Consider the following 14210-nt stretch of genomic DNA (forward strand, 5'->3'; position numbering starts at 1 on the left):
TCTCAAGTGGTAGGCACGCACCTTACACTCCAATCAACATGACGATGGAGACCAATAATAAAAATAATTCAGATTAGAAGGTATTATAAAGCTTTTTAAGATGTGGGGACTTTGAATCCTAAGCGTTTCAATGAAAATTATAAAAATAACTCTGAAGCACCTTTTATATACGAACCCATTTTTAGAAGTATATATACTGAGTTTTATGCTAAAATTTAGATTATAAGTAAAGTGATTAATTTGTACGGAGGTAGTTTATCAATATGGAAAATGAATGGTTGAACGTCGGTAAGATTGTAAATACACACGGAATTAGAGGAGAAGTCAGAGTGATCTCCAGAACTGATTTTCCTGAAGAACGCTACAAGATAGGAAACACGTTGTATGTAGATATGGGAACAGAACATATACCTGTAAAGATTGAAACGCATAGAAAGCATAAGCAATTTGATCTTTTGACATTTGAAAACCTCCATAACATTAATGATGTAGAACGTTTTAAAGGAAATCTACTTAGAGTGCCAAAGGATCAGTCTGTTCCGTTAGATGAAGGAGAATTTTTCTATCATGATATCATCGGTTGCTCCGTTTTCACTGTTGAAGGTGAAGAACTTGGAAAAGTAAAAGAGATATTGTCTCCTGGAGCAAACGATGTTTGGGTAGTTAAGAGAAAAGGATTCGGTTCAGATATTCTTATCCCGTACATTCCTTCTGTTGTTAAATCAGTGGATGTGAAAGAAGCAAAGATTGTTATTGAGCCATTAGAAGGACTATTCTAATGAAAATAGATGTCTTAAGCCTTTTTCCAGAAATGTTTTCAGGCGTTTTTGGCCATTCAATCTTAAAAAAGGCACAGGAGAAGAACGCTCTTGAACTTCGAGTGATCGATTTCCGTGAGTTTTCAAGCAACAAACATCGGAATGTAGATGACTACCCATACGGAGGCGGAGCAGGCATGGTCCTTACTCCTCAGCCATTGTTTGATGCGGTTGAACATCTAACGAAAGAGGTAACTGTAAAGCCTAGGATTATTCTCCTTTGCCCTCAAGGAGAAACGTTTACTCAGAGAAAAGCCGAAGAGTTGGCCGAAGAAGAACATCTTATTTTTTTGTGCGGACATTATGAAGGTTATGATGAACGAGTTAGGAAACACCTTGTGACAGATGAGATTTCAATCGGTGACTATGTTCTAACCGGTGGAGAACTTGGGGCAATGGTCGTCATAGATGCAGTTGGAAGACTTCTGCCTAATGTTCTTGGTAAAGAAGAATCACACCAAGAGGACTCATTCAGCACAGGGTTGTTAGAACATCCTCAGTATACGAGACCTGCCGATTTCCGAGGGATGAAAGTTCCTGATGTTCTGATGTCGGGAAACCATAAGAACATTGAAATATGGCGCAAAAAAGAGTCTCTGAAACGGACGTATGAACGTCGGCCTGACTTGTTAGAGAAAATAAAATTAACAAAAGAAGAAGAAAATTGGCTTAAAGAGATAAAAGATAATAAAACAACTTGAACACTGTTTGAGTTATATGGTATTATATTGTTTGTGGCTTATGCCCGTTTAATCCGGTGTTCCGCTGCTTTATCATTTAGCAAGAACATCCATGGGAAGGGAGGCAATAAACTATGCAACAGCTTATTGCAGATCTAGCGAAAGATCAATTAAAAGATTTACCAAAATTCCGTTCAGGTGACACTGTTCGTGTACACGTGAAAGTAATCGAGGGTACTCGTGAGCGTATCCAGCTTTTTGAAGGTGTAGTTATCAAGAAGCGTGGATCAGGAATTTCTGAAACGTTTACTGTTCGTAAAATTTCTTATGGTGTTGGAGTGGAGCGTGCGTTCCCATTACATTCACCGAAGATCGCGAACCTTGAAGTAGTTCGTCGTGGTAAAGTTCGTCGTGCGAAGCTATACTACCTACGTGCACTTCGCGGTAAAGCAGCTCGTATTAAAGAAATTCGCTAATAATTCTCGAAAGGAGCTTGACTTATTCAAGCTCCTTTTTCCATATTATAAGTAAGGAATTTCTAGAGATGGTGAGGATTAAGAATGGCACGTACAAAAAACGAAACGTGGGAATGGATTAAAGCATTAGCGGCAGCCTTATTATTAGCAGGAATCATCAGATTTTTTCTTTTCGCACCCGTCGTGGTCGATGGACAATCTATGATGCCAACTCTGCACAACGGAGATCGTCTGATCGTTAACAAGTTTTCCTATGTGATTGGCGATCCAAAAAGATTCGATATTGTAGTCTTCCATGCAACCGAAGAAAAGGATTACATAAAACGTGTAATCGGTTTACCTGGAGATACGGTCGAATACAAAGATGATACTCTTTATGTAAATGGTAAACAGGTAAAAGAAGAATATTTAGAAGCGTATAAAAAGAAAACAAAAGATGGAAACTTCACTTATGATTTTAAGTTACTTGAAGTAACGGGTAAGCAAAAGGTTCCTCAAGGTCAGCTATTTGTATTAGGTGACAACCGAAGAAATTCTCAAGACAGCCGAAATATTGGAACTGTGGATGATGATACGATTTTAGGAAAAGCATCTTTCCGTTTCTGGCCGTTAAAGGATATTGGATTTGTAAAGTAGGGTGAGATAACATGACCATTCAATGGTTTCCTGGACATATGGCCAAAGCGCGCCGGGAGATAACTGAAAAACTCAAAATGATCGATGTCGTATTTGAGTTGGTGGATGCTAGAATTCCTCTAGCTTCTAGAAATCCTATGATCGATGAAATTCTTGGACAGAAACCTCGAATTGTACTTTTGAACAAAGCTGATCTGGCTGATCCAAAAGTAACATCGATGTGGGAAAGTTATTTTTCAGAAAAAGGAATTCCCTCTCTTGCTATTAACTCGCAAGATGGTAAAGGGATAAAAAAAATAGAACCGCTTGCTCATGAGCTAGTAAAAGAGAAGTTCGATAAGATGAGAGCAAAGGGAATCGTCAAACCACGTGCGGTTAGAGCACTTATTGTCGGCATACCTAACGTTGGTAAGTCCACGATCATCAACCGTATGGCTGGAAAAAACATTGCTGTAACAGGGGATAAACCTGGTGTAACGAAAAAGCAGCAATGGATAAAAGCAGGTAAGACATTAGAATTATTAGATACTCCAGGGATCTTGTGGCCAAAATTTGAAGACCAGTCAATCGGTTTAAAATTAGCAGTTACTGGAGCTATTAAGGAAACGCTCTTTGATTTTACCGAAGTAGTCTTATATGCGATTAAGTATTTAAGAGAACACTACGAAGAGCGTCTAGTTGAACGATACAAGCTGTCTGAGATTCCAGATGACTCACTGCCCCTTTTCGAAGAGATCGGAAAGAAACGTGGTTGTATGATGAGTGGCGGAGAAGTGGATCTTGAAAAGACCGCTGAGATTGTATTGCGAGACCTTCGAGCAGAAAAGCTAGGACGCTTGTCATATGAGCGACCAAATGAGTTTGAAATTAAATAGTTTAGAATGAACAGGCGCTGACGTAAGTGCCTGTTTTTAAAATTATAAAGGCTTTCTAAGTGCTTTGATGTACTATAAAAAGGCAACATTGAGAAGTTGATTGTAGTGGAGGGTGCGAGACTCCTGGGGATCACTGCACGCCCCCCGGAAAGCGAGCACCTGAAACGGAAATCAACTACTTGCACAGAGCATCAAAGTATACGAAAACATCCTTCTATATAGAACTAAGGTATAAGCCGATAATACATACATAAAGAGCGTGATGAACATGAAATTGTCGATAAAAGAATGGGAACATAAATTAAAAACCAGTGAAGATAACGAGTTAGTACATCTACTGAAAATCCTCTCTGAAGATGAAAGACAAGGTGCAAAGAAATTATTCCAATCCTTTTCCAAACGCTTAGAGCGAGAAGAGGCTGAGAGAACGAGACTGAAGTTAATGCATACTTACGAAGAGCAATGCCAAGCAAAGGGTAAAAGCTTGATCGCGGGTGTCGATGAAGTAGGACGTGGTCCGTTAGCAGGTCCTGTCGTGGCAGCTGCGGTGATCTTACCTCTAGGGTACATGTTGCCAGGTGTCAATGATTCTAAGAAGTTATCTGAGAAAAAAAGAGATGCACTATATGAGTCAATTATTAAGGATGCTATTTCTTATAGTGTTCATATAGTGCAACCTGATCAGATCGACGCGATCAACATTTATCAAGCGTCTAAACTGGCAATGACAGAAGCGGTATGTTCGTTAAATGTTAGTCCAGATCAGCTATTAATTGATGCTATGGAAGTCCCATTAGCGATCGATCAATTGAAAATAATTAAAGGCGATGAGAAGAGTATTTCCATCGCGGCTGCATCAATCGTTGCAAAAGTCACAAGAGACCGGTATATGAAGATGTTGCATGAAAAATATCCTCAATATGGATTGAATTCCAATATGGGTTATGGAACGAAGGATCATTTAAACGCCCTTCAGCAATATGGACCGACAGAAATTCACCGTAAATCTTTTAGTCCGGTAGGAGAACTTATTAAAATTACAGGAAGTGATTAACCTGTTACAATTCAATCAAATTAATGGAAAACCGTTAAACCCGGTTAGACCGACTGAAGTGCCGTTAATATTGAAGCTTAATCAGTTCATTTCGGCTAAGATTTTAGAAATCTTTCCTGATCATTCAGCGAAGGTTCTTTATAATGGCTCAACACTTCATGCGAAATTAGAAGCGCCTTTAATCAAAGGAGAAAACTATCTATTTGAAGTGTCAGAGAAGAACGATACGATCTATTTAAAAAAGATGGATATGGATCCAGTTAAATCTACTTCTGAACAGATCTTATCGAGATGGAGCCTTCCAGCTTCCGATTTAAACAAAAAAGCAATTGATTTTGCTATCATAGAAAAGTTGCCTCTATTAAAAGAGAACGTTAAAACCATTTCAGAGATTTTAAAATTTACAAATGAGTTGCCATTTCACGAAAAAAAAGCAATTGTTCAGCGAATGATGGAGCTTCAATTGCCTCCAAAGCAAGAAATCGTCCAAGCAGTAACTTTCAGTCTGAAAAGCAGTACAGGTTCAAGTGATGAATTCAAACAGCTCTATGAGGCTCTCATTCCCTTTATTCATAAAGATAAAGCTGTTGCGAAAACAGTGGAACTATTAAAAGACCTTTATGTATTTAAAGGTAACGAGGCAAGAAAGCAGTCGGCTCCTATTCAAGATAGAGTGAGAAGTATTGATATAAAAAACACAGCAGAAATAGTTATGCCATTGAATGGAAAACATCCAGATCCAATGAAGGTTCAGGAAGGTATAAATGATGTGCAAGAAAACATGCCAACATTATTAAAAGACGATGGGATAAAAGTTTCTAAAGAAATAAATCCGAACGCATCGCAAGAATTTATTGTAGCCGCAAAAAAGTGGCTGATTAAATCTGGTCTGTTGCATGAAAAAAACATTTTCCAAGATCCCGTACAAGTAAAACAAGCAGAGACGTTAAAAACTCAGCTTCTATACCTGCAGCAGAACGCTGACCGTCTGGAGCTGCCTGAAATCATACAGCAAAAAACAGAACAGGCTTTAAATAGATTAACTGGCCAGCAGTTGCAGAATATACAAAGTAACGAGAATATGCAACAGTTTATCCTTCATATTCCGTTTAGTCAATCTGAGAATCCGAAAGAGATGACGGTTCGTTGGGAGAGCAAAAAGCAAGATGGAAAAGGGCTGAATCCGGATCACTGCAGGATGCTTTTTTGGTTAGAAATGAAGCATCTTAAAGATGTAGCTGTAGATGTTCAGATTCAGAACAGAATCGTTTCATTAAAGATTTATAATGCACATCCTTCCATCGAAAAATTTTCAGAACCGTTGTTGAACACGTTAAAGGACAGTATGAAGAATATGAATTATACGCTATCTTCTGTTACATTCAGTTCTCAAAACGAAAAAATTAAAAATACCGAGACATCTATCTCGTATAAAGGATTGGATCTAAGAGTATGAGTGATCGTAAAAAAGAAGCTGTGGCCTTAAAGTACAATCCCCTCGAATCTACCTCGCCGGTTGTGATTGCAAAGGGGAAAGGGGAAACAGCAGAGCGTATTCTTAAATCAGCAGATGAACATAACATTCCGATTCAGGAAGATCCCTCTTTAGTCCATTTATTATCGAAGCTAGAGATCGAAGAGAGTATTCCTGAAGAATTGTATGAAGTGGTAGCTGAACTTTTCGCTTTTATATATCACCTGGATAAAGAAGCAGGAAAAACTACATAAATGTCATTGAAACGGGGCATTCCTATCTTAAAAGGAGTGTGTTCAATGCCTAAAAATAAATTAGTTGTACAACAATCCGAGCAACTAGTGAACCAGTTTAAAGAAGAGATGGCTGAAGAATTTGGAATGTATCGTTCTGCTGCCGAATCTGAAGCGATAACACCAAAAATAATCAAAGAACAGAAAAACAAAAAAAACAAATGAAAAAAGAAGGTGTTTTCGTTCCTAAAGGGAACGAAAAAGCGATGAAACCAAAGTCATTTTAAAGTGATTTTGGTTTTTTATTTTGGCTAAAATTGTGTATGCGCTTGCAATTTTCTGAAGAATAGTAGACATAATAGACTAGGTCTTATACAATGATAACGGTACTTTAAGTTTTCACCATGATAGGAGGATGGAGAGTAAATGAATATCCACGAATACCAAGGTAAAGAGATACTTAGAAAATATGGTGTGGCTGTTCCAAACGGGAAAGTAGCATTTACCGTTGAAGAAGCTGTTGAAGCTGCTAATGAACTGGGGAGCACTGTATCTGTTGTTAAAGCACAGATCCACGCAGGTGGTCGCGGTAAAGCAGGTGGCGTTAAAGTCGCTAAAAATATCGATGAAGTGCGTACATACGCAAATGAAATCTTAGGAAAAGTTCTTGTAACTCACCAAACAGGTCCAGAAGGTAAAGAAGTTAAGCGTTTACTTATCGAAGAGGGCTGTGATATTAAGAAAGAATACTATATCGGTCTTGTACTAGATCGTGCAACATCAAGTGTAGTAATGATGGGATCTGAAGAAGGCGGAACTGAAATTGAAGAAGTGGCTGAAAAGACACCTGAAAAAATCTTCAAAGAAGTAATCGATCCAGCGATCGGCCTTCAAGCATTCCAGGCAAGAAGACTTGCTTATAACATCAACATCCCTACTGAATTAGTAGGAAAAGCAGTGAAATTTATGATTGGTCTATATACGGCTTTCGTTGAAAAAGACTGTTCAATCGCAGAAATCAATCCATTGGTTGTAACAGGTGACGGAAATGTTATGGCACTAGATGCAAAGATGAACTTTGATTCTAATGCTTTATACCGTCACAAAGACATCTTAGAATACAGAGATCTTGAAGAAGAAGATGCAAAAGAAATCGAAGCATCTAAATACGATCTTAGCTACATTTCTCTTGATGGGAATATCGGCTGCATGGTTAATGGTGCTGGACTTGCTATGGCAACAATGGACATCATTAAACACTACGGCGGCGACCCGGCTAACTTCCTTGACGTTGGGGGCGGCGCAACTACTGAGAAGGTAACAGAAGCATTTAAGATCATTCTTTCTGACAAAAATGTTAAAGGTATCTTTGTTAACATTTTCGGTGGAATCATGAAATGTGATATCATCGCGAACGGCGTTGTTGAAGCAACAAAACAAGTTGGCCTTGAGCTGCCTCTTGTTGTGCGTTTAGAAGGTACTAACGTTGATCTTGGTAAAAAGATTCTAAAAGAATCTGGCCTAAACATTACAGCTGCTGATTCTATGGCTGATGGTGCAGAGAAAATCGTAGCTTTAGTTAAGTAATATTAGAAAACATCGTAGGAAGGATGGATTGATGCATGAGCATTTTTATTAATAAAGATACAAAAGTTATCGTTCAAGGTATTACAGGTTCTGTAGGACTTTTTCATACAAAACAAATGCTTGAATATGGTACGAAAATTGTAGGCGGTGTTACACCAGGTAAAGGTGGCACGGAAGTTGAAGGTCTTCCTGTTTTCAACACGGTTGTTGATGCAGTTAAAGAAACAGGAGCAAACGCTTCTGTCATCTATGTTCCTCCTGCGTTTGCTGCAGAAGCGATCATTGAAGCTGTTGACGCTGAACTTGATTTAGCGATCTGTATTACTGAAGGTATTCCAGTAATGGATATGGTAAAAGTTAAGCGTTATATGGAAGGCAAAAAGACTCGTCTAGTTGGTCCGAACTGCCCAGGTGTTATCACTCCTGAAGAATGTAAAATTGGTATTATGCCAGGATATATCCATACAAAAGGACATGTTGGCGTAGTGTCACGTTCTGGAACATTAACGTATGAAGCTGTACACCAGCTTACAGAGCGTGGAATCGGTCAATCTACTGCAGTTGGTATCGGTGGGGACCCAGTCAATGGGACTGACTTTATCGATGTATTAAAGGCTTTTAACGAAGATAAGGACACATATGCTGTAATCATGATCGGTGAGATCGGTGGAACTGCTGAAGAAGAAGCCGCTGAATGGGTAAAAGCGAACATGACTAAACCTGTAGTAGGATTCATTGGTGGTCAAACAGCGCCTCCAGGAAAACGTATGGGGCACGCAGGTGCGATCATCTCTGGTGGAAAAGGTACTGCAGATGAGAAGATCAAAACAATGAAAGCTTGTGGAATTAAAGTTGCAGCAACGCCTTCAGTTATGGGTGAAACTTTAGTTGAAGCTTTGAAAGAAAACGATCTATATGATCGCTGTGTAACAAATAAAGCAAAAGCGTAATAACGATTACAACGTGAAAAGCTCCCAGATCGGGAGCTTTTTGTTTACATTGAATTGTTTCATGAGGAGGAATGAAGTTTGGATAAAGAACGCTTAATCTTTCTTCATCATTGCGAAGCACTTACTTGGAATCAATTAAGATCAATAGTTGTTGCTGATCCTGAACTAAGAACTGTTTTTTCAATGGACATTCGCAGGTTGAAAATGTCGTATGGTTTGAGTGAACTGACGGCAAAGCGTCTCTATCAACACATGAAACAAAATAATAGTACATACATAATGAAGAATCTAATAAGACAATCGATTTCAGCTGTAACGATATTCGATGAAAATTATCCACCGCTGTTAAAGAACATTTATGACCCGCCTTGGGTTCTTTATGGACAAGGCGATTGGACAGTGCTAAATCGGGATAAAATGATTAGTGTGGTCGGTACTCGAAATCCTAGCAACCAGGGAAAACAAGCTTTGCAAAAGGTTCTTGGTCCGTTACTAGATGACAAGTGGGTCGTGATCAGCGGATTAGCTAAAGGGATTGATACGTTCGCTCATGAGTTAAGTATTCAAAGCAAGTCTTTAACAGCAGCCGTTCTGGGCTCAGGCCTGTTACAGATCTATCCAAAAGAAAACAGAGTACTAGCCAAAAAAATTAGTGAACAAGGCATTTTGTTATCTGAGTTTTCACCACAGGTTACACCAAAACGCTGGCATTTTCCATTGCGTAACCGTATAATAAGCGGTCTCACCCGTGCAACGCTTGTTGCAGAAGCACGAACAAAAAGTGGTTCGTTAATTACAGCTGATCAAGCACTTGAGCAAGGAAGAGATGTGTTTGCGATTCCTGGATCGATTTTAGAAGAGTGTGCGAACGGAACCAATTTTTTGATTCAAAATGGAGCAAAATTAGTCATGAGTGCAGAAGATATTCAAAATGAAAGTTTCTAACCGTTTTCATTTAAATGAGGAAACAGTTTGACAAATGCAGATACATTATTTAATAATAGGGAAGATTTCACTAAACCCTTAAAGGGGGATAAACTGTAAATGGAAAAATACTTAGTCATTGTTGAGTCTCCCGCAAAAGCAAAGACAATAAAAAAATATCTTGGGAGCAAATATGACGTTAAAGCATCTATGGGACATGTACGTGATCTTCCCAGAAGCCAGACTGGCGTAGATGTAGAAGCAAACTATGAACCAAAATACATTACGATCCGCGGTAAAGGTCCAATTTTAAAAGACTTAAAGACTGCAGCAAAAAAAGCGAAACGCATTTTTCTCGCAGCTGACCCGGATCGCGAAGGTGAAGCAATTGCATGGCATCTTGCTCACAGTTTGGACATTGATTTAGATTCTGAATGTAGAGTTGTATTTAATGAGATTACAAAAAATGCGATAAAAGATTCTTTTAAACGACCAAGAAAGATCAATATGGACTTAGTTGATGCGCAGCAAGCAAGAAGGGTGTTAGACAGACTAGTAGGATACAAAGTCAGTCCATTATTATGGAAGAAAATTAAAAAGGGCTTGAGCGCTGGCCGTGTACAGACGGTTGCGGTGCGTTTGATCGTTGAGCGTGAGAAAGAAATTGAAGCTTTCCAACCCGAAGAGTATTGGAAGATCAAAGGAATCTTCAGTGCTTCTGGAGAGGATTTTGAAGCTCAGTTTCATGGAGTGGGCGGTAAGAAAAAAGATCTTTCAAATGAAGAAGAAGTTAAAGAGATTCTAAACACGATAAAGGGCAAACAATTTAAGATTGATTCTGTTCAGAAAAAAGAAAGACGCAGAAATCCTTCGCCACCTTTCATCACTTCTTCACTACAACAGGAAGCGGCTAGAAAACTCAACTTCCGTGCTAAAAAGACGATGATGCTCGCACAGCAATTATATGAAGGAATTGATCTCGGAAAAGAAGGTACTGTCGGTCTGATCACCTATATGCGTACAGATTCTACACGTATTTCTGATACAGCTAAAACGGAAGCGGCTGAATTCATCGAGAAAGAATATGGAGAGCAGTTCGTGAACAAATCAAGAGTGGAAAAGAAATCCGGAAAGAACGCTCAAGATGCCCATGAAGCGATTCGTCCTACTTCTGTTATGTATCACCCACGAGATTTGAAGGCTTACCTTTCAAGAGATCAACTGAGACTTTACAAGTTAATCTTTGAACGATTCTTAGCAAGCCAAATGGCATCAGCCATTCTTGATACGATGACTGTGGATCTTGAGAACAATGGAATCTACTTCCGGGCGACTGGATCAAAAGTTAAGTTTCCTGGATTCATGAAAGTCTATGTTGAAGGCAATGATGATGGAAAAAAAGAAGAAGATCGTATTCTTCCAGATGTTCAAGAAGGCATGAAAGTCGAGAAGAAAGATCTTGAACCAACTCAGCATTTTACGCAGCCACCTCCTCGCTATACGGAAGCAAGGCTTGTTCGTACGATGGAAGAACTGGGGATAGGTAGACCTTCAACTTATGCACCAACGCTAGATACGATTCAAAAACGTGGATATGTAGCTCTTGACGAAAAGAAATTTATTCCGACAGAACTTGGTGAGCTTGTTTTAGAGATGACACTGGAATTCTTTCCAGAGGTCTTTAACGTTGAATTCACTGCCAAGATGGAAAGTGATCTTGACGAGGTAGAAGACGGAAAAGAAAACTGGATCAGAATCATCGATGACTTCTATAAAGGCTTTGAAAAGAAGCTTAAGATTGCAGAAGAAGAAATGCAAAAAGTAGAGATTAAAGATGAACCAGCCGGTGAAGATTGTGAGAAATGTGGACATGAGATGGTCTATAAGATGGGACGTTTTGGAAAGTTTATGGCATGCTCAAACTTCCCAGATTGTAGAAACACGAAACCAATCGTGAAAGATATCGGTGTTACGTGTCCAACCTGTCATGAAGGAACAATCGTAGAGCGGAAGAGTAAGAAAAAAAGACTTTTCTATGGATGTAACCGTTATCCAGATTGTGAATTCGTTTCTTGGGATAAACCTATTGCAAGAACATGTCCGAAGTGTAATAGTATGTTAGTAGAAAAGAAAACGAAAAAAGGCAAAGTCGTTCAATGTGTATCCTGCGATTATGCTGAAGAGGAAGCAAAGTAAGGAGTTTATCTTCATGAATCAACATGTTAACGTAATCGGAGCAGGTCTTGCTGGCAGTGAAGCAGCTTGGCAGATCGCTAGCCGAGGAATTCAAGTAAAATTATACGAGATGAGACCGGTTAGACAAACGCCGGCTCATCATACAGAGAAGTTTGCAGAACTAGTATGTTCGAACTCACTTCGTGCTAATACGCTAACGAATGCTGTTGGTGTACTAAAAGAAGAGATGAGAAAATTAAACTCTGTTATTATTTCATCAGCAGATGATTGTGCTGTTCCAGCTGGTGGAGCTTTGGCGGTTGACCGTCATGAATTTGCTAGCCTTGTAACAGAGCGAGTTAAGAATCATCCTAATGTAGAAGTAATCACTGAAGAAGTAACAGAGATTCCTGAAGGTCCAACCATTATTGCAACAGGACCATTAACTTCAGATAACTTATCCAAATCGCTAAACTCGTTAACGGGTGAAGAGTATCTCTATTTTTATGATGCAGCTGCACCGATTATCGAAGTAGACAGCATCGATATGGACAAGGTGTACTTAAAGTCTCGTTACGACAAAGGTGAAGCAGCCTATCTAAACTGTCCGATGACAGAAGAAGAGTTTGACCGTTTTTATGAAGCGTTAATCACTTCTGAAACAGTACCTCTAAAAGAATTTGAAAAAGAGATCTTTTTCGAAGGATGTATGCCAGTAGAAGTTATGGCTAAAAGAGGGAAGAAAACATTATTGTTCGGACCGATGAAACCAGTAGGTCTCGAAGATCCGAAAACAGGAAAGATTCCATATGCAGTCGTTCAATTAAGACAAGATAACAGTGCAGGAACTTTATATAATATTGTAGGTTTCCAAACGCATCTTAAATGGGGACCTCAAAAAGAGCTTTTAAGACTGATTCCAGGCTTAGAGAATGCTGAAGTAGTTCGATATGGAGTAATGCATCGTAATACGTTCTTGAACTCGCCACGCCTCTTAGAAGAGACGTATCAGTTAAAAGCAAGAAAAGACCTTTTCTTTGCAGGTCAGATGACTGGTGTAGAAGGGTACGTTGAAAGTGCTGCTTCAGGTTTAATCGCTGGAATCAACGCTGCAAAACTGATAAAAGGCGAAGAACTAGCTGTTTTCCCGAAAGAAACAGCAATCGGAAGCATGGCGTATTATATTACAACGGCTAATCCAGATAATTTCCAGCCGATGAATGCTAACTTTGGCCTTCTACCACCTCTTGAAAAAAGAATTAAAAACAAACAAGAGCGTAATACAGCTCTAGCAGAAAGAGCATTGGAAACAATTCAGAATTTTATAACAAATTTGTGAACATGTATTGATTTAGCCCCTAAATTGTGTTACGATTTAGGGGCTTTGTGAGGTGTATGAAATGGTATCAGAACGCCAACATGTGTTGGATTTCTTGAATTATTTAATGATCGAGAAGAACTGTTCACCTTATACGATTGAACACTATGAAAAAGACATTAATGATTTTACTTCTTTTTTGAAACAGCAAGCAATCGAAGGATTCGCTGCTGTTTCTTATGTTTTAGTCAGGCAATATTTAGTGACACTTCATGAGAAGAAGTATGCTCGAAATACGGTAGCAAGAAAGATATCGGCGATGAGAAGTTTTTATCGGTTCTTAAACCGCGAAAAGATCGTCGAAGAACACAATCCTTTTGCTATGGCATCACTCCCTAAAAAAGCAAGAATGCTTCCTCAATTTCTTTATGAAAAAGAGTTGGAGAGGCTTTTTAATGTGTCTGATGTTACAACCCCGATGGGACAAAGAAATCAAGCCATCCTCGAAATAATGTACGGAACTGGTATTCGTGTCAGTGAATTGTGTAAAATGCAGCTGAAAGATCTTGATTTAAACGTAGAGATAGCGCTTGTAAAAGGAAAAGGAAAAAAAGAAAGATATGTTCCAGTTGGTTCGTTTGCAAGAGAATCTCTTGAAAAGTATATACAGAACGGCCGCAAGCTGCTGTTAGAAAAAACGGAGAAAAAGTCGGATGCATTATTTTTAAACTATAAAGGGGAACCTTTAACCGTTAGAGGCGTAAGAACTATATTAAATAAACTAATTGAGGAATCTTCCCTTACCATACATATCAGCCCGCATGTTTTGCGACACACGTTTGCGACGCACATGCTGAATGAAGGCGCAGATCTAAGAGCGGTTCAGGAACTTTTAGGGCACTCTAGCCTTTCCTCTACACAAGTTTATACACATGTTTCAAAAAGTCATTTGAAAAAAATCTATAATAATGCGCATCCTCGAGCATAAAAACAAAAAGGGAGGGATTTTT

Annotated in this window: 15 protein-coding genes; all 15 read left to right on the plus strand. The window is 39.0% G+C overall.

The window, feature by feature from the left end; genetic code table 11:
• The first annotated feature begins 263 nt into the window (after nt 1–263).
• Nucleotides 264–779 (plus strand): ribosome maturation factor RimM, encoded by a 516-nt coding sequence (gene rimM, locus I5J82_RS05660; RefSeq protein WP_198767016.1) that lies wholly within the window; start codon nt 264–266, stop codon nt 777–779.
• On the plus strand, nt 779–1519 hold the full coding sequence (gene trmD / locus I5J82_RS05665) for a tRNA (guanosine(37)-N1)-methyltransferase TrmD (protein ID WP_198767017.1): 741 nt from the start codon (nt 779–781) through the stop codon (nt 1517–1519). The genes rimM and trmD overlap by 1 nt, the downstream gene beginning before the upstream one ends.
• 113 nt (nt 1520–1632) lie before the next feature.
• A complete protein-coding gene (gene rplS, locus I5J82_RS05670) occupies nt 1633–1974 on the plus strand; it encodes a 50S ribosomal protein L19 (RefSeq protein ID WP_066393605.1) in 342 nt (113 codons plus the stop codon).
• A gap of 84 nt (nt 1975–2058) precedes the next feature.
• Nucleotides 2059–2610 carry a signal peptidase I gene (gene lepB, locus I5J82_RS05675; RefSeq protein WP_144700811.1) on the plus strand — a complete coding sequence of 184 codons (552 nt, stop codon included), beginning with the start codon at nt 2059–2061 and terminating at the stop codon, nt 2608–2610.
• 11 nt (nt 2611–2621) lie between these two features.
• Nucleotides 2622–3485, plus strand: coding sequence for a ribosome biogenesis GTPase YlqF (gene ylqF / locus I5J82_RS05680; protein WP_198767018.1), 864 nt, complete (start codon nt 2622–2624; stop codon nt 3483–3485).
• A gap of 268 nt (nt 3486–3753) precedes the next feature.
• The gene (locus I5J82_RS05685) at nt 3754–4539 is read left to right on the plus strand and encodes a ribonuclease HII (protein WP_269819563.1); all 786 of its coding nucleotides are present in this window, start codon (nt 3754–3756) and stop codon (nt 4537–4539) included.
• Entirely contained in the window at nt 4532–5995 is a 1464-nt protein-coding gene (locus I5J82_RS05690) for a hypothetical protein (RefSeq protein WP_198767020.1), read from the plus strand. The genes I5J82_RS05685 and I5J82_RS05690 overlap by 8 nt, the downstream gene beginning before the upstream one ends.
• Nucleotides 5992–6267: an EscU/YscU/HrcU family type III secretion system export apparatus switch protein gene (locus I5J82_RS05695; protein WP_198767021.1), complete on the plus strand. Its 276-nt coding sequence runs from the start codon at nt 5992–5994 to the stop codon at nt 6265–6267. The genes I5J82_RS05690 and I5J82_RS05695 overlap by 4 nt, the downstream gene beginning before the upstream one ends.
• Before the next feature lie 45 nt (nt 6268–6312).
• On the plus strand, nt 6313–6471 hold the full coding sequence (locus tag I5J82_RS05700) for a small, acid-soluble spore protein, alpha/beta type (protein ID WP_198767022.1): 159 nt from the start codon (nt 6313–6315) through the stop codon (nt 6469–6471).
• 201 nt (nt 6472–6672) lie between these two features.
• A complete protein-coding gene (gene sucC / locus I5J82_RS05705) occupies nt 6673–7833 on the plus strand; it encodes an ADP-forming succinate--CoA ligase subunit beta (RefSeq protein WP_144700801.1) in 1161 nt (386 codons plus the stop codon).
• Nucleotides 7834–7868: 35 nt separating this feature from the next.
• Nucleotides 7869–8783: a succinate--CoA ligase subunit alpha gene (gene sucD / locus I5J82_RS05710; protein ID WP_198767023.1), complete on the plus strand. Its 915-nt coding sequence runs from the start codon at nt 7869–7871 to the stop codon at nt 8781–8783.
• A gap of 78 nt (nt 8784–8861) precedes the next feature.
• Complete coding sequence (gene dprA / locus I5J82_RS05715) at nt 8862–9728, plus strand: DNA-processing protein DprA (protein ID WP_198767024.1); 867 nt, start codon at nt 8862–8864, stop codon at nt 9726–9728.
• A 99-nt stretch (nt 9729–9827) separates the two neighbouring features.
• Complete coding sequence (topA, locus tag I5J82_RS05720) at nt 9828–11903, plus strand: type I DNA topoisomerase (protein ID WP_198767025.1); 2076 nt, start codon at nt 9828–9830, stop codon at nt 11901–11903.
• A gap of 13 nt (nt 11904–11916) precedes the next feature.
• Nucleotides 11917–13221 (plus strand): FADH(2)-oxidizing methylenetetrahydrofolate--tRNA-(uracil(54)-C(5))-methyltransferase TrmFO, encoded by a 1305-nt coding sequence (trmFO, locus tag I5J82_RS05725; protein ID WP_198767026.1) that lies wholly within the window; start codon nt 11917–11919, stop codon nt 13219–13221.
• Between the two features lie 61 nt (nt 13222–13282).
• Nucleotides 13283–14188 carry a tyrosine recombinase XerC gene (xerC, locus tag I5J82_RS05730; protein ID WP_198767027.1) on the plus strand — a complete coding sequence of 302 codons (906 nt, stop codon included), beginning with the start codon at nt 13283–13285 and terminating at the stop codon, nt 14186–14188.
• Nucleotides 14189–14210 lie beyond the last annotated feature (22 nt).

Origin of the sequence: Fictibacillus halophilus, assembly GCF_016401385.1 — a bacterium.
Lineage (GTDB): Bacteria > Bacillota > Bacilli > Bacillales > Fictibacillaceae > Fictibacillus > Fictibacillus halophilus.

What these genes read in the sequence shown, in the direction of transcription:
- sucD (WP_198767023.1), top strand. Translation starts at nt 7,869, where the DNA reads ATGAGCATTTTTATTAATAAAGATACAAAAGTTATCGTTCAAGGTATT.
- rplS (WP_066393605.1), top strand. Translation starts at nt 1,633, where the DNA reads ATGCAACAGCTTATTGCAGATCTAGCGAAAGATCAATTAAAAGATTTA.
- trmFO (WP_198767026.1), top strand. Translation starts at nt 11,917, where the DNA reads ATGAATCAACATGTTAACGTAATCGGAGCAGGTCTTGCTGGCAGTGAA.
- topA (WP_198767025.1), top strand. Translation starts at nt 9,828, where the DNA reads ATGGAAAAATACTTAGTCATTGTTGAGTCTCCCGCAAAAGCAAAGACA.
- trmD (WP_198767017.1), top strand. Translation starts at nt 779, where the DNA reads ATGAAAATAGATGTCTTAAGCCTTTTTCCAGAAATGTTTTCAGGCGTT.
- I5J82_RS05695 (WP_198767021.1), top strand. Translation starts at nt 5,992, where the DNA reads ATGAGTGATCGTAAAAAAGAAGCTGTGGCCTTAAAGTACAATCCCCTC.
- I5J82_RS05700 (WP_198767022.1), top strand. Translation starts at nt 6,313, where the DNA reads ATGCCTAAAAATAAATTAGTTGTACAACAATCCGAGCAACTAGTGAAC.
- lepB (WP_144700811.1), top strand. Translation starts at nt 2,059, where the DNA reads ATGGCACGTACAAAAAACGAAACGTGGGAATGGATTAAAGCATTAGCG.
- xerC (WP_198767027.1), top strand. Translation starts at nt 13,283, where the DNA reads ATGGTATCAGAACGCCAACATGTGTTGGATTTCTTGAATTATTTAATG.
- I5J82_RS05685 (WP_269819563.1), top strand. Translation starts at nt 3,754, where the DNA reads ATGAAATTGTCGATAAAAGAATGGGAACATAAATTAAAAACCAGTGAA.
- sucC (WP_144700801.1), top strand. Translation starts at nt 6,673, where the DNA reads ATGAATATCCACGAATACCAAGGTAAAGAGATACTTAGAAAATATGGT.
- rimM (WP_198767016.1), top strand. Translation starts at nt 264, where the DNA reads ATGGAAAATGAATGGTTGAACGTCGGTAAGATTGTAAATACACACGGA.
- ylqF (WP_198767018.1), top strand. Translation starts at nt 2,622, where the DNA reads ATGACCATTCAATGGTTTCCTGGACATATGGCCAAAGCGCGCCGGGAG.